Here is a 17,295-nt window from a genome sequence, read left to right as displayed (position 1 = left end):
GGCCGAAGCCGCCACCCGGGTTGTCGTCAGGCGTCGATGCGCGAGCGGTCCAGCGTCGCGGCAGAGCTGGTGATGAACTCCTTGCGCGGGGCCACCTCATTGCCCATCAGCAGATCGAAGACCTGCTCGGCGGACTCCAGATCACCGATGTTGATCCGGCGCAGCGTGCGATGGCGGGGATCCATCGTGGTCTCCGCCAGCTGGTCGGCGTCCATCTCGCCGAGGCCCTTGTAGCGCTGGATCGAGTCCTTGAAGCGGATGCCCTTGCGCTGGAACTCCAGCAGCGTGGAACGCAGCTCGTTGTCCGAGTACGTGTACACGTACTTGTCCTGGCCCTTCTTGGGCTGGACGAGCTCGATCCGGTGCAACGGGGGCACCGCGGCGAAGACCCGGCCCGCCTCGACCATGGGCCGCATGTACCGCTGGAAGAGCGTGAGCAGCAGGCAGCGGATGTGCGCACCGTCGACATCGGCGTCGACGAGGAGAACGATCTTGCCGTACCGGGCGGCGTCGATGTCGAACGTGCGGCCCGAGCCCGCTCCTATGACCTGGATGATCGCGCCGCACTCGGCGTTCTTGAGCATGTCGGAGACGGACGACTTCTGGACATTGAGGATCTTGCCGCGGATCGGGAGCAGCGCCTGGAACTCGGAGTTCCGGGCGAGCTTGGCCGTACCGAGCGCGGAGTCTCCCTCGACGATGAAGAGTTCGCTGCGCTCGACGTCATCGCTGCGGCAGTCGGCGAGCTTGGCGGGCAGGGACGAGGTCTCCAGGGCCGTCTTCCGGCGCTGCGCCTCCTTGTGCTGGCGCGCCGCGATGCGCGTACGCGCGGCGGCGACGGCCTTCTCCATGACGGCCCTGGCCTGCGCCTTGGCGTCCCGCTTGGTCGACGTCAGGAACGCCTTCAGCTCCTTGGCGACGACGTTGGCGACGATCCGGTTGGCCGCGGAGGTGCCGAGGACCTCCTTGGTCTGGCCCTCGAACTGCGGCTCGGCGAGCCGCACGGTCACGACGGCGGTGAGGCCTTCGAGTGCGTCGTCCTTGACGACGTCGTCCTCGGCCACGCGCAGCAGCTTCGTGGCACGGAGCACCTCGTTGACCGTCTTCGTGAGGGAGCGCTCGAAGCCGGTGACGTGGGTGCCGCCCTTGGGCGTGGCGATGATGTTCACGAACGACTTGACCGTCGTGTCGTAGCCGGTGCCCCAGCGCAGTGCGATGTCGACGGCGAGATCGCGCGTGACCTCGGTCGGCGTCATGTGGCCGCGGTCGTCGAGGACCGGGACGGTCTCCTTGAAGGTGCCGTGGCCGGTGAGGCGCTGGACGTCGCAGACGGCCTTGTCCTGGGCGAGGTACTCGCAGAACTCGCTGATGCCGCCGTCGAAGCGGAAGATCTCCTCCGACTTGCCCTCGCCCTCGAGATCGCGCTCGTCGCGGACGACGATCGTGAGGCCGGGAACGAGGAAGGCGGTCTGGCGGGCACGCTGGTGGAGCGTGTCCAGGGAGAGCTTGGCGTCCTTGAGGAAGATCTGCCGGTCCGCCCAGTAGCGCACCCGGGTGCCGGTGCGGGTCCTGGGAACCCGCTTGCCCTTGATCAGCCCGTTGGCCGGGTCGAAGGGGGAGTCGGGGCCGGACTCGGTGAAGATGCCGGGGGCGCCGCGGCGGAAGCTGATCGAGTGCGTCGCACTGTTCCGGTCGACCTCGACGTCGAGGCGGGCCGAGAGGGCGTTGACGACGGAGGCGCCCACGCCGTGCAGACCGCCGGAGGCCGCGTACGAACCGCCGCCGAACTTTCCGCCGGCGTGGAGCTTGGTCATGACGACCTCGACGCCGGACAGGCCGGTCTTGGGCTCGACGTCGACGGGGATGCCCCGACCGTTGTCCCGGACCTCGACGGAGCCGTCGTCGTGGAGGATCACCTCGATGTGGTCGCAGTAGCCCCCGAGGGCCTCGTCCACGGAGTTGTCGATGATCTCCCAGAGGCAGTGCATGAGGCCGCGGCTGTCGGTCGACCCGATGTACATACCCGGCCGCTTGCGGACCGCCTCGAGCCCTTCGAGAACCAGCAAGTGCCGCGCGGTGTAGTTGGAACCGTCACGGTCTGCGGTCAGCAGCGCACTGGACGGCACGGACGTTTCGGCGGTCACGCGGTTCGCTCCTCGCTGAATTTGGATCTGGCCCCTGTGGGGTAAAGGCCCCGGCGTCGGTCGCCGGTCAGAGGGTACCGAGGCCTGGTAGAGCCGATGTAACGCCACCCTCATGATTCCTCATGCTAGTCCAGAGTCGCATACACGTTCGATCCCTCGTTGGAGTGACGTGCACATCACGTTCCCTTCCAGGCATGAACCATTTAGGCTCCGGGCACGTCCTCATGAACAACCGGCAACCCAGCCGGGAGGACCGAACGAGACAAGCAAGCCAAGCGAAACCGTAAAGCGAAGCAGCGATACGGCACATTCGCCGCCAACCGGCAGCAGACAGCCACCTTGACGAAGAAGTTTCAAGGAAAAGGCCCGAGCGGGAACGTTTTCGGCCTGGTTGGATGTTGACCCTGGTACGACAGCTCGTCGAGCTAGAGAAGAGGCGACGTGACTACTGTTCTGACCCCCGCGAGCCCGCTGACGGCCGCTGACCGCTGCGACCGCTGCGGCGCCCAGGCGTACCTGCGCGTCGTCCTGACAAGCGGCGGTGAGCTGCTCTTCTGTGCCCACCACGGGCGCAAGTTCGAGCCGGAACTCAAGAAGATCGCCGCGGAGATACAGGATGAGACCGACCGGCTGACCGCCGTACCGGCAAGCACCGGCGACGACGAACGCTGACTCTCGCGTCCGACGACGAGCCAAGGGCCGGTCCAGGACCGGCCGGTGGGCGGCCGCCCCTCCCGTAGGGGCGGTCGCCCGTTCTCATGACCCCTTGCACTCGCGCGGTCACCATGCGCGTTCGCATCATTGCCGCGAAGGGCGACCAACTGCCCAGCCCTCACAGGAGATCGGCCACCGATCGCAGTGCCGCCGAGATCCGCGTGTACACCCCGGGGTTGTCCGCCCGCCCGCAGCCGCCGCCCCAGGAGACCAGCCCGATCAGCCGGCCGCCCGCCACCAGTGGCCCTCCGCTGTCCCCCTGGCACGCATCGTGCCCACCTCGCTCGTCTCCCGCGCAGAGCATCGTGGAAGCTTCGTAGCGGCTACTCGCACCGCCCGGGTAGGCCTGCGCGCACCTCTCGTCCGGCAGCACCCGCACCGGCGCGGCGCGCAGCGCGTGCGCGTAGGTCCCGACCCCGGTCGTGTCGCCCCATCCGTAGACCTCGGCGGCGGTACCCGCCTCGTACGCAGGGTCTCCGTTGCCCGCAGTCCTGATCACATGGCCCGCGGGGAGCGCGCTCGCCAGCGTCAGTACGGCCAGATCGGTGGTGTTCGCGCGCGGGTCGTACGCGGGCGCGATCCGTGCCTCCCGTACGGGAATCTCCTGGCCGCCCGTACCGAGCAGCTCCTCCCGGCCCGTGATGACGCTCAGATCGCGGACCTCCTCCACAGTCGTCCCCAACACCTCGGGGCTGAGGCAGTGAGCCGCCGTGAGCACCTTCGTCGGCGCCACGACGACTCCCCCGCAGAAATGCCCGGCCCGCGTACCTCCGAACCGGTCACGGCTGGACAGGGCGACGACCCAGGGGCTGTCCACGGACCGCGCCGGACGACCGCCGATGATCACACTGTCGGCGGATGCAGGAGCCGGGTGGGCGAGTGGCACCAGGACCGCTGCAGCCGCCAGGGCCATGGGTCCTGTCAGTGCTCGGGCGATGGGGCGACTCATACCGATCTCCTGACTCTCCGGTGGACTCCGTCCACTCAGAGTCAGTCAGCCCGCGTCGGCCCGCACCCGCTGTACGACGGCCGAAACCACCGCACGACGGCTACCCACTGCACGACGGCCGAGGGCCCGGCTCCCTCATGGGAACCGGGCCCTCGGTCAGGCGGCTGTGCTGCGCAGTCGCAGACTCAGCGGATTCAGCGGACTCAGTCGAGATAGTCGCGCAGCACCTGCGAACGGGACGGGTGGCGCAGCTTCGACATCGTCTTGGACTCGATCTGGCGGATCCGCTCACGCGTCACGCCGTAGACCTTGCCGATCTCGTCGAGTGTCTTCGGCTGACCGTCGGTGAGGCCGAAGCGCATGGAGACCACGCCCGCCTCGCGCTCCGACAGGGTGTCGAGCACCGAGTGCAGCTGCTCCTGGAGGAGCGTGAAGCTGACCGCGTCGGCCGGGACGACCGCCTCGGAGTCCTCGATCAGGTCACCGAACTCACTGTCGCCGTCCTCACCCAGAGGGGTGTGGAGAGAGATCGGCTCGCGGCCGTACTTCTGGACCTCGATGACCTTCTCAGGGGTCATGTCGAGCTCCTTGGCCAGCTCCTCCGGGGTGGGCTCGCGGCCCAGGTCCTGGAGCATCTGGCGCTGCACACGCGCGAGCTTGTTGATGACCTCGACCATGTGCACCGGGATACGGATGGTGCGGGCCTGGTCGGCCATGGCGCGGGTGATCGCCTGACGGATCCACCAGGTGGCGTACGTGGAGAACTTGTAGCCCTTGGTGTAGTCGAACTTCTCGACGGCACGGATCAGACCGAGGTTGCCCTCCTGGATCAGGTCCAGGAACAGCATGCCGCGGCCGGTGTAGCGCTTGGCGAGCGAGACGACCAGTCGGAGGTTGGCCTCCAGCAGGTGGTTCTTGGCGCGACGACCGTCCTCGGCGATGATCTCCAGCTCGCGCTTGAGCTTCGGGGCGAGCTTGTCGGAATTCGCCAGCTTGTCCTCGGCGAACAGACCCGCCTCGATGCGCTTGGCCAGCTCGACCTCCTGCTCGGCGTTGAGCAGGGGGACCTTGCCGATCTGCTTGAGGTAGTCCTTGACCGGGTCGGCGGTGGCGCCGGCCGCGGCGACCTGCTGTGCGGGAGCGTCGTCCTCGTCCTCGTCGGAGAGGACGAAGCCCGCGCTCTCGGCGCCTTCGGGCTCGTCGGCGCCGCCCTTGCCGGGCTGCGCCTCCTCGATCACCTCGTCGCCCTCGAGCAGCTCGTCGCTGTCCTTCTTGGCGGCCGTCGTCTTCTTCGCGGCCGTCGTCTTCTTGGCGGCGGTCTTCTTGGTCGCCGCCGTCTTCTTGGCCGCGGTCTTCTTCGCGGCCACCTTCTTCGCGGACGCCGCGGTCTCGTCGGCCGTGGCCGCCGCGATCTCGTCGGACGTGGCCGTCGGTGCCGCGGTGGCGGCCGCGACGGTCTTCGCCGTGGTCGTCTTGGCCGCGACGGTCTTGGTGGCGGTGCGCTTTGCCGGGCTCTTAGCTGCGACGCTCTTGCGGGTGCGCTTGGGCGACTCCGCGGCACTGACCATCAGCGTCACACCCTCTTCCTCGAGGATCTGGTTGAGGCTGCGCAGAACATTCTTCCACTGGGTTGGCGGAATTTGGTCAGCCTCGAAGGCCCGACGCACGTCATCGCCGGCAATCTGCCCATCAGCCTTTCCCCGCTCGATGAGCGCCATCACAGACTCGGACTCGGCGATCTCCGGCGGGAGCGTACGGGATGTGCTGGCCGACACGAACAACCTCTCGGAACGATGGAAAACGGCTTCCGGCCCCGCCCATGATCGGGCCGGAGCCGACGACCGCCGGTTGGGGATGTACCGACGGCGCGGGCTGAGCCTCAGAGCTGGACAGCGCCATGAACGGCGTCTGTATTCCCTCCGCGGCTGTCACCTCTTAGGTCATCGCGCTGTTTCGAGGAGCGTTACGCCCAATCCGCGTGGCCCGAGTCACACCTCATTTGCGACGAAACGACCAAATGGGAAGTTAGCTCCGCAATCGTCTCGGCGATCGCCTGCACGGCCGTCGTTGCCCGACTACGTTACGGGCGGCTCCGCACGAGGTTTCGTACGACCTTCCGAACGGGATTCCGCACAGGATTCGTACGGCCGTCCGCTGGAACGTTTCCATGATCGTGTCGCCGGACCCCTGGGGTCCGGCGACACACGATGGGTCCGCCCTGGAACGCCCCGGCCGTGTCCGCGGTCAGTGTTCGCGCGGAGCGGGCACGACGCGCTCGACCTCCGGGTGAACGGTGAGAAGTTGGCGCATTGCCGTCTCGGCGCCGTTCGCGTCGCCGGCGGCGAGAGCGTCGACGATGCGAGCGTGGTGCGTCAGGGACGCCTCGGAAGGGCGGTCGCATCCGGCGGCCGGACCACCCGACACCTGGAGGGCGGCGGCAACGATTCCGGACAGGTGCTCCAGCATGCGGTTGCCGGCGACCTGGATCAGGAGGGAGTGGAACTCGGCGTCTGCACGCGCGAAGGTGATGCCATCACCCTGGGTAAGCGCGTGGCCCATGATCTCCACCATGTCGCCGAGGCGCTGCTGCACGTCCTCCCGACCGTGTCCGGCGGCGAGGCGGGCGGCGAGCGGCTCGATCGTCCAGCGGAGCTCGGTGAGCTCGCGGCGCTGGTCGTCCCGCTGCGGGCCGAAGGCGCGCCACTCGATGATGTCGGGGTCCAGCAGATTCCAGTCGCTGACGGGACGGACCCGGGTGCCCACGTTCGGGCGGGCACTGACGAGGCCCTTGGCCTCGAGGACGCGGAGCGACTCCCGGACGACGGTCCGGGAGACCTCGAACCGCTGGCCGATCTCCTCGGGGACAAGCGGACGGTCGGCCCCGAGGTCTCCGGAGACGATCATCTGACCCAGCTGCTGGACGAGTTGGCCGTGGAGTCCGCGACCCCGGCTGCCCGCCGCGCGGCGGCCGGCCGCCCGGCCGAGGTCGGCGTCCGAGGTGTCCCAGGCCGGGGGTCCGACACGGTCCACGCGGTCGACGCCGGGCGCCTCCGGGTAGGGGTAGCGGTCGAGATCGCCCGGGCCGGCGAGGCCGGACTCGGCGGGGCGGGCGGCGGTCATCATGGTGTGCGCAAGGGTACTCACGCATCCTTTGTCGGCGTGCCCCTCTCGGCCCTTGAGGTCTTTGGTGAAAAGCACACGAAAGGGTGATCGCCGCCCACTCCACAATTGACGACTTATCGGGAAGAAACGGTCATTCACCGGGGAGTTGCGTGGCGCTCATTGCCTTCGCAGGCCGTTTCTGCCACCAACGGGCCCTCCCGCGAAGGCCGGTGAACAGATACCCGCAGAGCAGCGCGGACAGCGACAACGCCAGTGCCACACCCTCGGGTTGGGCGAGCACGCGCAGGGCTGCGAGCAGCCAGCGGTCCACTTCGTACGGCCACTGCAGCCAGGCCAGCTCACGCAAGCGGCCCGGAAGTCCGGCGATCGAACGCGCGGACGACCCTGCGAGTGCCTTCTGCACCAGCGGTACGACCATCACCGGTACGGCGAGCACGGCCGCCACTCCCGCGACGGTGAACCGGAAGATCCCGGCCGCGAGCAGGCCCGACCAGGCGCAGCCGACCACCAAGCCGGACCAACTCGCGGACAGTGCGGCCCAGTTTTCCGGAACGGACGCCAAGTCGCCCCCGTACACGAGGCGGAGTACCTGAGAGTCCAGCACGGCGACGAGAAGGGCGAGGACGAGCGCGACCGCCGCCGTCACCGCGAGCTTCGCGAGCAGCAGCCCGGGGCGGCGCTGGACGGTCCCGCGGCCGGACGCGAGGGCGGGGTAACGGAACTCGTCGCCGAAGGAGAGGGCGCCGAGGAGTCCGGCCCCGAGGGCGGCGGGCGGCAGCGGCAGCAGCCCGGGCCAGGCGACGAGGAGGCGGGGCAGCGGGGTGCGACCGGTGTGGGCTAGCAGGACCGAGAGGCCCGCGGAGACGACGAGAACGGCCGCCACGATCAGATGGGTTGCCGGGACGCCGATGAGGCGGCGGAGCTCGTAGCGCACGGGCTGGAGAGGCGTGCGCAGCAGGCGGGCATGGAGGGGAGGCAGCGGCGTCCCGGCGCTACCGGCCGTGGGCAGGGTGGATGTGGCGGTGGCGGTGGGGGTGGGGGCGTCCGGGTCGGGGGCGTCGGGGGTGGGGGCGATCGGGGCGGGGCTCGGCGCGGGGGCGATCGGGGCGGGGCTCGGCGCGGGGGCGATCGGGGCGGGGGCGCCGATCTCGTCGGCGAGCTGGTGGACGAGGACACCGTGCCGGTAGGCGATCTCGCCGATCTCGGCACAGCTGCTGCCGAAGACGGAAAGCCGGCTGCCGTGCTCGGCGACCACTTCGACGGAGCGCTGAGCAGCCCGGGCCTCGCGGCTTACGACGGCGGCGAGCCGCGCGGCGTGCGGGGTACGGACCACGACGTGAGGCCGCAGCCGGGTGCGGGCGAATGCGGCGATGTCCTGGTCGGCGACGAGGCGGCCGCCGTCGATGGTGACGACGCGATCGGCGGTCCGGACCGCCTCCTTGGGGTCCTCGGTGGCGTACAGCACGGTGCGGCCGTGCGCCGCATGGGCACGCAGCAGCCCGAACAGCCAACTGCTCTCCCGTGGGGAGAGCCCCTTGGCCGGGTCGTCGAGCAGCAGTGTGTGCGGGTCCCCCAACAGGGCGCAGGCCAGGCCGAGTCTGCGGTCCATACCCAGGGAGAGGCGGCCGAGCCGGGTGTCGCGCAGGGCGCCGATCCCGACGACCTCCAACATGTCGTCGGCCCGCGATGCCGGCACTCCGGCGGCGGCGCAGAGCATACGGAGCTGGCCACGCACCGTACGGGCCGGATGCCCGGGCACGTCGCCGAGCAGCGCCCCCACCTCACGCGCGGGGTGGGCGATGCGGTGCAGGGGGCGGCCCCGGAAGCAGGCGACCCCGCGGCCCGCTTCGAGTTCGAGCATCAGCCGCAGGGCTGTGGTCTTGCCGGAGCCCGGCGCGCCCAGCAGTGCGGTGACGGTGCCGGGCAGCGCCTCGAAGGTCAGGTCGTCCACGGCGGGCGGGGCGTCCCGGTGGGGGGTGCTGGTGAGTCCGATGACCTGGAGCATCGCTTCTCTCGCGGAAGGTGAGACCGCTGAGCGGGCAGGGCGGTACGCGGTCGCATGCGGTTACCGCAGAAAGATAACGCGACATTTGCGACTTTTAGGGCAAGGCGGCCCCGGTGGGCAAGCCACCGGAGTACCGGCCCCGCACGACCACCTCGTCGGAAGACGCCGGCGCACGTCGGACCGCGATCCGACGGCGAATCGACGGCGAATCGACGGCGAACCGGCTGTCTCAGACCTCGGGCCGCAGCATGGGCGGGTTGAGCAGCGTCGCGCCACCGGCCCGGAACAGCTGGGCCGGGCGGCCGCCCTGGCGGGTCGTCGTCCCGCCCGCAGGAACCAGGAAGCCCGGCGTCCCTGTCACCTTCCGATGGAAGTTCCGGGGGTCCAGGGCCACACCCCAGACCGCCTCGTACACCCGCCTCAGCTCGCCCACCGTGAACTCGGGCGGGCAGAACGCCGTCGCCAGCGACGAGTACTCGATCTTGGACCTGGCTCGCTCCACGCCGTCCGCCAGGATCTGTGCATGGTCGAAGGCGAGCGGCGTGGGCGGCTCGCCCTCGTGTCCGCCGTTCTCCTGGTTCAGCAGTGACTCGACGGGCGCCCAGCGCGCACTGTTCGCGTCGCCGCCGGCCCGGGGCGACGGCAGATCCGGGGAGAGCGCGAGATGGGCGACGCTCACCACCCGCATACGGGGGTCGCGCTTCGGGTCGCCGTAGGTGGCGAGCTGCTCCAGATGAGCACCGTTGTCCGGCTCGGGCGAACCGGGGTCGTGCACACACAGCCCCGTCTCCTCGACGAGCTCCCGCGCCGCGGCCGCCGCCAGATCCTCGTCAGCCCGTACGAATCCTCCGGGCAGCGCCCAGCTGCCCTGGAACGGCGGCTCCCCGCGGCGTACGACAAGGGCGCAGAGCGCGTGGCGACGCACGGTGAGCACGACCAGGTCGACGGTGACTGCGAAGGGCGGAAAGGCCGACGGGTCGTAGGGCGACATGCCGCGATCATAGTCGTCTTCCTGACGATAAACACTCCCTTCGTGATCGATGACGACGACTTCTTCGGCCACCTCGTTCCCCTGTTCCGATCAGGGGGACATCCCCCTCGCTGCCCCTCACCCGCCTGGACTGAAGTCCGCCGGCGGCCTCCTCGACCATGCCGGGCCGAGCCTTCCGACGCCTATGGAGAAGGGCTCCCCGCGGGCCACAGCCCGGGACGGCGGCACATGCCGAACGACACCGCCACACACGTGAACGGCCCTGCACCCGGGAGGGTCACGCCCGTTATCGTCCCTCGCCCGGACCGCGCCGCCCATCGTCACGATCCACCGTGCGCGCCCGGCCCCGGCCGGCCACCGTGCCGGGGCTCGGTGCGGGGCGGCGCCGGGACGGGGTGGTTGCCCCCGGCACCGAAGGGCCGGGCCGCGGGGCCGGTGCCTTCCCGGACCGTGAGGCCTTCCTCTTCACGGCCTTCTCCACCGGATGCCCGGTCCCCGTGCGCGACCGAGACGACAGTGTCGTGGCCCGGCTGCCCGAAGCGCCCCCGGCCGCGGTCCCGGCTTCGGCTCCGGCTTCGGCTCCGTCGACGGCCTCCGATGCACGCTCCCCGCGCAGGCAGCGACGTAGCGACTCCGGGTCCAGGCCGTCGTTGCACGCCTGGTGAAGCAACCGCGCGAATACGTACTCCGGGTCGGCGCGCAGGGCGAGACTGAGTGCGACTCGGGCACCGGGCTCATCGCCGATCGACCAGGAGACCCACCCGGCCAGGGCAAGCGGTGCGGCCGCGTGCTCCATGTACGGCCCGACGCAGCGCCGGGACAACGCTCGCCAGAGTCGCAGCGCCCGATCGGCCTCCGGCCCCTCCATCCACGCCGCGGCGCGGTCTCGGGTGTCCCGGTCCTGGAGCCCCAGGATGACGGCCGCCGCCTCGTCGTGCGAGATGAGTCTGTCGTCCCCCGCGTCCGCCTCCGGCCAGCCGACGCCCAGGGCCGCTTTCTCCCCGAGCCGCTTCATCAGCCGACGGGCGAGCCGCAGCGTCTCGGCACCGACCTGATCCCGGCTTTCCTGATCCAGAATCCTGGGCACCATCGCGGAAGCCCTGTTGTCGAGCGCTCGCTCCTGCTCGGCTGCCACGGACATCCGCGGCTCCAACCGTGCCTCCATGTCCCGCAGCGAACCCCGCACCTGAATCCCGGCATAGGCTGCGGCCGCGGCCATCACGGAAGTGCCCTGCATCGCCATGGCCGTCCCCTCCGCCGGACAGCACCGCGAATCCGGGCAGCAGTAGGACCAGAAGCGACGGCCGGAGATGCACAGTGCTTCGTACACCGGCACGTCGAGCGAGCCGCAGGCCGTCCGCAGCCACTGCGCCAGCGGTCTGAGCCGCTCCATCACCAAGCGGCCCGTCTCTCCTTCTCCCGGGTCCTGGCAGAGGAAGACGACAATGCCGTCCGGCCTGGCTCCACGCCGCTCACTGGCTTCGACGAGGCACTCGGCGAGCTGCTCGGCCACCGGCAGCCACTCCCGCTGAGTGGCGGGAATGCCGACCCTCAGCCGCCCGCCGAAGCGGCCTCGCGGGCCGTGGAGGGCGACCAGGACCACCGAATCGGTCGGGTGAAATCCCATCAGATAAGGCAAGGCATCGGCGAGCTCGGCCGGTCCGCGCAGGGTGATGGACGGCTCGTCGGCTCGACCGCGGGACTCAGCGGCCAGGCTGAGGGGCTCACCTGTCCCGTCTCGGGGCTCGCCGGCCCGACCGTGAGACTCGGCGGGCGCGCTGTGGGACTCGCCGGCCCCACCGCTGGACTCGGGCCGGCCGTGGGACTCGGTCCGGCCGTGGGACTCGTGGGGTTCATGGGACCGGTTGTTCTCGTTGCTGTTTCGCATGCCTCGACGGTCCCGTGATCAAGAGATTCCCACCAGCCCTGTGGATAACGTTATCCACAGGCTGGTCGCCACGTTCGCGCTTTGTCCGTGCCATCGGGTTGCATGGGGGCATGACCAACACAGACCGCGCAGATCTGAGGGCCTCGGCCGACTCCGTCCTCGCACGCCTCGTCGGGGACGCCACCGGCTCCGCCAGGCTGCGCGAGGACCAGTGGCGTGCCATCGAGGCGCTCGTCGCCGACAGGCGCAGGGCGCTGGTGGTGCAGCGGACCGGTTGGGGGAAGTCGGCCGTCTATTTCGTCGCGACCTCGCTGCTGCGGGAGCGCGGAAGCGGCCCGACGGTGATCGTCTCGCCGCTTCTCGCGCTCATGCGCAATCAGGTGGAGGCCGCAGCCCGCGCGGGCATCCGGGCCCGGACGATCAATTCGTCGAACACGGAGGAGTGGGACACCATCCAGGCGGAGGTCGCCGCCGGCGAGGTCGATGTCCTGCTGGTCAGTCCGGAGCGGCTCAACAACCCGGACTTCCGGGACCAGGTGCTGCCCAAGCTCGCCGCCGCGACCGGGCTTCTGGTCGTCGACGAGGCCCACTGCATTTCGGACTGGGGTCATGATTTCCGGCCCGACTACCGGCGGCTGCGCACGATGCTCGCCGATCTGCCGCCGGGTGTTCCGGTGCTCGCGACGACCGCCACCGCCAACGCCCGCGTGACCGCGGATGTCGCCGAGCAGCTCGGGACCGGTGCGGGCACCGACGCGCTGGTCCTGCGCGGTCCGCTCGACCGGGAAAGCCTCAGCCTGAGCGTGCTTCAACTCCCTGATGCCGCTCACCGCCTGGCCTGGCTGGCCGACCATCTCGGCGACCTGCCAGGCTCCGGCATCATCTACACACTCACGGTCGCGGCGGCCGAGGAGGTCACGGCATACCTTCGGCACTGCGGACACACCGTGGCGTCGTACACGGGGCGTACGGAGAATGCGGACCGGCAGCAGGCCGAGGACGATCTGCTCGGCAACCGTGTGAAGGCTCTGGTGGCCACCTCCGCCCTGGGCATGGGCTTCGACAAGCCCGACCTCGGTTTTGTCGTCCATCTGGGCTCGCCCTCCTCCCCCATCGCCTACTACCAGCAGGTGGGCCGGGCCGGGCGAGGCGTGAAGCACGCCGACGTGCTGCTCCTGCCGGGCAAGGAGGACGAGGCGATCTGGAAGTACTTCGCCTCGGTCGCCTTCCCCCCGGAGGATCTCGTGCGGCGCACCCTGGACGTGCTGGCCCAAGCGGGCAGGCCGCTCTCGCTGCCCGCGCTCGAGCCCCTGGTCGAGCTGCGGCGCACGAGGCTGGAGACGATGCTCAAGGTGCTCGACGTGGACGGCGCGGTGCGCCGGGTGAAGGGCGGCTGGACGACGACGGGCGAGCCTTGGGTGTACGAGTCGGAGCGCTACGCCTGGGTGGCACGGCAGCGGGAGGCCGAGCAGCAGGCGATGCGTGACTACGTGTCGGCGGTGGGCTGCCGGATGGAGTTCCTACGGCGGCAGCTGGACGACGAGGAGGCGGCCCCGTGCGGCCGTTGCGACAATTGCGCGGGGGCCCGCTTCGACGCCGACGTGTCGACCCGGGCGCTGGACGCGGCGCGCGGGGAGCTGGGCCGGCCCGGTGTGGAGGTGGAGCCGCGCAAGATGTGGCCCACCGGACTGGCAGCCGTCGGCATCGATCTGAAGGGCCGTATCCCGATTGGCGAGCAGTCGTTCACGGGCCGGGCCCTGGGACGGCTCTCCGACATCGGATGGGGCAACCGCCTCCGCCCGATGCTCGCCCCGCAGGCTCAGGACGGACAGGTTCCGGACGATGTGGTGAACGCGGTGGTGAGTGTCCTGGCCGACTGGGCCAAGGGGCCTGGCGGCTGGGCGTCAGGTGCCGCCGACGCACCGCCCCGCCCGGTCGGTGTGGTCACCATCGCCTCGCGGAGCAAGTCGCGGCTCGTCTCCTCGCTCGGGTCCCGCATCGCCGACGCCGGTCGTCTTCCGCTGCTCGGCACGGTCGAGTACGCGCCAGAGTTCCAGGACACGCACATCTCGCGAACGAACAGTGCACAGCGGGTACGGGGGTTGCACGATGCGCTGATCATTCCGCCTGCCCTCGCCGCTACGGTCGAGTCGGCGGCAGGGCCGGTGCTGCTCGTAGACGATCTCTCGGACAGCGGCTGGACTCTCGCCGTCGCGTCGCGGCTGCTGCGCCGAGCCGGAGCGGAGGGGGTGTTTCCGCTGGTCCTCGCGGTTCAAGCCTGAAATAGCGTGGCGGTTGGCCCGATTGGGCAGGGATATGAGCGTCATACCTGCCTATTCCAGTCAGCGGGCTCAATTGCTCGTTGCCGCTCGCCCGCAGGCCCGCAAGAATTGGAAACGCCCCCCGCACGGCCCGTTCGCGGTCCGGAAGGGCTGTGCTGCGGTGCGCCTCACCGACCCCTGCCCGCACTGTGGGCGCGTATGCGAAGGGAGGAACGTGACCTTCGGATTCGCTTCGTCCGCAGCCACTTCGATCAACGGATCGACCAATTCCGCCGGCCTCGCCAGGATGCTGCAACCGGCCGAGTGGGCAGCAGCCGGGATACCTCTCCTGCGCAACCCCCGCGACGTCGTCAGCGGCCTGCACACCCGCCATAGGCCGACTCCGTCGACGGCCGTCGTGGCCGTGCTCGACCAGGAGGAACGGCTCACGGCCAGCGCCTCGTTCGCCCGGCGTGCCGTGCCCGCCGACGGCTGGGAGTTCCGCAATGCGCTGCTGGCCCAACTGCGCCGGGTCATCCCGCACGATCTGCGCCGTCGCACTCCGGTCCGCACCGCCGTGCTGCTCTACTGCCGCGAGGGCGACGAGCGCTGGACGGAGGAGGACGGGGCGTGGATGTGGGGGCTGCGCGACGCCTGTACCCTGCACGGGCTCCGCTGCGGCGCGTACATCACGCTGACGCGTGGCGGGTGGCAGGTACTCGGTGAGGGGCGCGGCGGGCGTCGGCCCAACTCCGAGTCCTTGCCCGGCGGTTTCGGCGACGAGATGGCGGACCCGACGGTGCTTCCGCTGCGCACGGCGAGCGGGGCGGCCGAGGTGCTTCGCCGGACTGCGGCCCGCTGAGCCGCGCGCCACGCGGCCACGGTCACCGCTCCAGGGTCCCGTTCCACCGGGACCGTCCCCGTACGTGTAGGGCGAAGTGACCGGCCGCGGTGCACGGCCGGCCTGGCACGACGACCGCACCACGCACAGGGCGCGGGCGGCACCGTGGCACCGGCGCGGCGCAGGCTCAGACGCCCGCGCCGAGTACGGCGTTGATGCGCTGCGGGTCGCCGCACACGATGAGCAGCGCTCCCGCGCGACTCATGGCAACGGGCAGGGCCCGGGCGGCCACGTCGTCGCTGCCACCATTGACGGCGACGACGACCACAGGCCGGGTCGACGCGCGCCCCGCCGAGTCGGCGTCCGCGTAGAAGACATCGTCACGGGCGTCGTGCTGCGCCCAGTAGGCGCCTTCGCCGAAGGACAGTTCGTGCGCCGCCCACGGGTGCTGTTCACCGGTGGTGAGGACCAGGATGTCGCCGGGCGCCCGACCGGAGTCGAGCAGCAGGTCGACAGCCTCGCCGGCGGCGTCGAGCGCGCCCGTGGGCGTGGCCGGGATCAGTTGGATCTGCGGTACGGAACGATTCTCCTGCCGGGGCGAAGTGCTCTGCCCGGCAGAGGTGTGTGTGCGCTGTGCAGGCGGCGTGGGCCTGGCCGGACCGGGGCCCGGGCGACCGGGACGAGGCGCGGCCGCGGTACGCGGACCGGGTACGGGACGGGGGGTCGGCGCGGTGCGGCCGGCGGCCGGAGTAGCGCGGGGACCCTGGGCACTCTCGTGAATCTGAGGCTCCTCGGGGATGAGAGGCATGGGTGGATATCTATCAAACGCCGATGCGCTTTACATCGGCGGGTGGGTACATAAGTGCGACCCGGCTCGTCAACCGGCTCGCACAGCGGTCGGTCGACCGGCCGGATCAGAAGTCGAAGCCGAGTTGGCCCCCGCTCTCCAGAGCGGCCGCCTCCGGGGAGACCCGGACCTTCTTCAGGTGCCGCCATCGCGGCAGCGCGTCGAGGAAGGCCCAGGAGAGCCGGTGGTACGGCGTGGGGCCCAGCTCCGCGAGCGCCGCCTTGTGCAGGGGCGAGGGATAGCCGGCATTCTCCGCGAACCCGAAGGGTTCGCACACCGGCTCCAGCCCCAGCTCGGCCATCATCGCGTCCCGGCGCACCTTGGCGATCACCGAGGCGGCCGCGACAGCAACGCAGGACTGGTCACCCTTGATGACCGTACGAACGCGCCAGGGCAGACCCAGATAGTCGTGCTTGCCGTCGAGGATGACCGCGTCGGGCCGCACCGGCAGGGCGTCCAGGGCGCGCATGGCGGCCAGCCGCAGCGCAGCGGTCATCCCGAGCTCGTCGATCTCCTCAGGGGACGCATGCCCGAGGGCGTGCGACGTGACCCACCCCTCCAGCTCTCCCGCCAGCTCCGTACGGCGCTTGGGAGTGATCAGCTTGGAGTCGGTGAGTCCGGCGGGGGGTCGGCGCAGTCCTGTGACGGCTGCGCATACCGTGACCGGCCCGGCCCATGCCCCGCGCCCGACTTCATCGACTCCGGCGATGATCTTGGCGCCGGTGGTGGCCCGGAGCGAGCGCTCAACGGTGTGGGTGGGTGGTTCGTACGGCATGGCGCCAGACAGGTTACGCCGCCCGGACGGGCCGCAACACCCCGGATCCCGATCTCCGGACCCGTCCCCGGGGCTCAACCGGTGCGCGGGCTCAGCAGAGGCACCATGACCTGATCGATCATCTCGGCGATATCCGCGTCGCCCCATTCGCTTCCGCACACTTTGGAGCGGTACATCATCATCGCCGGGATCACGTCGAAGACCAGGCCGCCGGTGGCGTCGGCGCGGACGTCACCCCGCTTGATACCCCTGTGCACGACCTCCTGGAAGAGGCGGATCGAGGGTTCGATGACCCCGCTGAGGATCAGGGCGTGGAAGCGCTCGGCGGTGGACGTATCGCATTCGTGAAGTACCGAGCGGAGCGCACACCCCGGCCTGGAGTACATCGCCGCACGCATCCGCCGGCAGAGCTGATAGAGGTCCTCGCGGACGCTTCCGTGATCGGGTGCGTCACCCAGGCTGGGGAGTCCGGCCTGCAGGGCGTCCGCGACAAGGTCCTCCTTGGACGGCCAGCGACGGTAGACCGCGGCCTTGCCGGTCTGGGCGCCGGCGGCGACTCCCTCCATGGTCAGACCGTTCCAGCCGACGGTGCTCAGCTGGTCGAGCGCGGCGTCGAGGATCGCCCGCTCCAGCACAGGTCCGCGGCGTCGCAACGACATCGACCGCGGCCGAGCGGTGGCCGCAGATCGCGAAGTACCCATCAACAACTCTCCATCGCAGCAGTGCGGTAGCTCCAGTGAACGCTTGCGTTCACTGT

The 17,295-nt window shown here is 70.2% G+C and carries 13 protein-coding genes; 3 read left to right on the top strand and 10 right to left on the bottom strand.

The window, feature by feature from the left end; all coding sequences use genetic code 11:
* Window positions 1-26: 26 nt before the first annotated feature.
* The gene (locus ACWCXB_RS22495; RefSeq protein ID WP_450725236.1) at window positions 27-2,144 is read right to left on the bottom strand and encodes a DNA gyrase/topoisomerase IV subunit B; all 2,118 of its coding nucleotides are present in this window, start codon (window positions 2,142-2,144) and stop codon (window positions 27-29) included.
* Window positions 2,145-2,585: 441 nt separating this feature from the next.
* Here ACWCXB_RS22495 and ACWCXB_RS22490 point away from each other — a divergent pair, with 441 nt between their 5' ends.
* Complete coding sequence (locus ACWCXB_RS22490; protein WP_450725235.1) at window positions 2,586-2,816, top strand: DUF7455 domain-containing protein; 231 nt, start codon at window positions 2,586-2,588, stop codon at window positions 2,814-2,816.
* A 160-nt stretch (window positions 2,817-2,976) separates the two neighbouring features.
* On the opposite strand, the gene ACWCXB_RS22485 is transcribed toward ACWCXB_RS22490, so the two are convergent.
* The 6 genes from ACWCXB_RS22485 to ACWCXB_RS22460 form a co-directional block, all read right to left on the bottom strand.
* Window positions 2,977-3,807 carry a S1 family serine peptidase gene (locus ACWCXB_RS22485; RefSeq protein WP_450725234.1) on the bottom strand — a complete coding sequence of 277 codons (831 nt, stop codon included), beginning with the start codon at window positions 3,805-3,807 and terminating at the stop codon, window positions 2,977-2,979.
* A gap of 203 nt (window positions 3,808-4,010) precedes the next feature.
* Window positions 4,011-5,582, bottom strand: a complete 1,572-nt coding sequence (locus ACWCXB_RS22480; protein WP_450725233.1) for an RNA polymerase sigma factor — start codon at window positions 5,580-5,582, stop codon at window positions 4,011-4,013.
* Between the two features lie 469 nt (window positions 5,583-6,051).
* Window positions 6,052-7,005 (bottom strand): FadR/GntR family transcriptional regulator, encoded by a 954-nt coding sequence (locus tag ACWCXB_RS22475; RefSeq protein ID WP_450725232.1) that lies wholly within the window; start codon window positions 7,003-7,005, stop codon window positions 6,052-6,054.
* A 55-nt stretch (window positions 7,006-7,060) separates the two neighbouring features.
* Window positions 7,061-8,935, bottom strand: coding sequence for an ATP-binding cassette domain-containing protein (locus tag ACWCXB_RS22470; RefSeq protein WP_450725231.1), 1,875 nt, complete (start codon window positions 8,933-8,935; stop codon window positions 7,061-7,063).
* A 229-nt stretch (window positions 8,936-9,164) separates the two neighbouring features.
* Window positions 9,165-9,926: an NUDIX hydrolase gene (locus tag ACWCXB_RS22465; RefSeq protein WP_450725230.1), complete on the bottom strand. Its 762-nt coding sequence runs from the start codon at window positions 9,924-9,926 to the stop codon at window positions 9,165-9,167.
* A gap of 286 nt (window positions 9,927-10,212) precedes the next feature.
* Window positions 10,213-11,814, bottom strand: coding sequence for a DUF4192 domain-containing protein (locus ACWCXB_RS22460; protein ID WP_450725229.1), 1,602 nt, complete (start codon window positions 11,812-11,814; stop codon window positions 10,213-10,215).
* 110 nt (window positions 11,815-11,924) lie between these two features.
* On the opposite strand from ACWCXB_RS22460, the gene ACWCXB_RS22455 reads away from it, so the two are divergent.
* Entirely contained in the window at window positions 11,925-14,096 is a 2,172-nt protein-coding gene (locus tag ACWCXB_RS22455; RefSeq protein WP_450725228.1) for a RecQ family ATP-dependent DNA helicase, read from the top strand.
* 214 nt (window positions 14,097-14,310) lie between these two features.
* Complete coding sequence (locus ACWCXB_RS22450) at window positions 14,311-14,937, top strand: hypothetical protein (RefSeq protein ID WP_450725227.1); 627 nt, start codon at window positions 14,311-14,313, stop codon at window positions 14,935-14,937.
* Window positions 14,938-15,103: 166 nt separating this feature from the next.
* Here the strand turns inward: ACWCXB_RS22450 and ACWCXB_RS22445 are convergent, their stop codons facing one another.
* From ACWCXB_RS22445 to ACWCXB_RS22435, 3 genes are all read right to left on the bottom strand, one after another.
* Window positions 15,104-15,724, bottom strand: coding sequence for a hypothetical protein (locus ACWCXB_RS22445; RefSeq protein ID WP_450725226.1), 621 nt, complete (start codon window positions 15,722-15,724; stop codon window positions 15,104-15,106).
* Between the two features lie 106 nt (window positions 15,725-15,830).
* Complete coding sequence (locus tag ACWCXB_RS22440) at window positions 15,831-16,538, bottom strand: ribonuclease HII (RefSeq protein WP_450725225.1); 708 nt, start codon at window positions 16,536-16,538, stop codon at window positions 15,831-15,833.
* Between the two features lie 74 nt (window positions 16,539-16,612).
* Window positions 16,613-17,239: a TetR/AcrR family transcriptional regulator gene (locus ACWCXB_RS22435; RefSeq protein WP_450725224.1), complete on the bottom strand. Its 627-nt coding sequence runs from the start codon at window positions 17,237-17,239 to the stop codon at window positions 16,613-16,615.
* Window positions 17,240-17,295: the final 56 nt, after the last annotated feature.

The organism is Streptomyces sp. NPDC001514, from assembly GCF_053597075.1.
Note: the sequence above shows the minus strand (reverse complement) of the source record. Positions and strands in the feature narration are given on the sequence as shown.

Bases quoted from the DNA above. Each gene is read 5' to 3' on its own strand.
- ACWCXB_RS22485 (WP_450725234.1), bottom strand. From the start codon at position 3,807: ATGAGTCGCCCCATCGCCCGAGCACTGACAGGACCCATGGCCCTGGCG.
- ACWCXB_RS22470 (WP_450725231.1), bottom strand. From the start codon at position 8,935: ATGCTCCAGGTCATCGGACTCACCAGCACCCCCCACCGGGACGCCCCG.
- ACWCXB_RS22465 (WP_450725230.1), bottom strand. From the start codon at position 9,926: ATGTCGCCCTACGACCCGTCGGCCTTTCCGCCCTTCGCAGTCACCGTC.
- ACWCXB_RS22460 (WP_450725229.1), bottom strand. From the start codon at position 11,814: ATGCGAAACAGCAACGAGAACAACCGGTCCCATGAACCCCACGAGTCC.
- ACWCXB_RS22455 (WP_450725228.1), top strand. From the start codon at position 11,925: ATGACCAACACAGACCGCGCAGATCTGAGGGCCTCGGCCGACTCCGTC.
- ACWCXB_RS22445 (WP_450725226.1), bottom strand. From the start codon at position 15,724: ATGCCTCTCATCCCCGAGGAGCCTCAGATTCACGAGAGTGCCCAGGGT.
- ACWCXB_RS22440 (WP_450725225.1), bottom strand. From the start codon at position 16,538: ATGCCGTACGAACCACCCACCCACACCGTTGAGCGCTCGCTCCGGGCC.
- ACWCXB_RS22435 (WP_450725224.1), bottom strand. From the start codon at position 17,239: ATGGGTACTTCGCGATCTGCGGCCACCGCTCGGCCGCGGTCGATGTCG.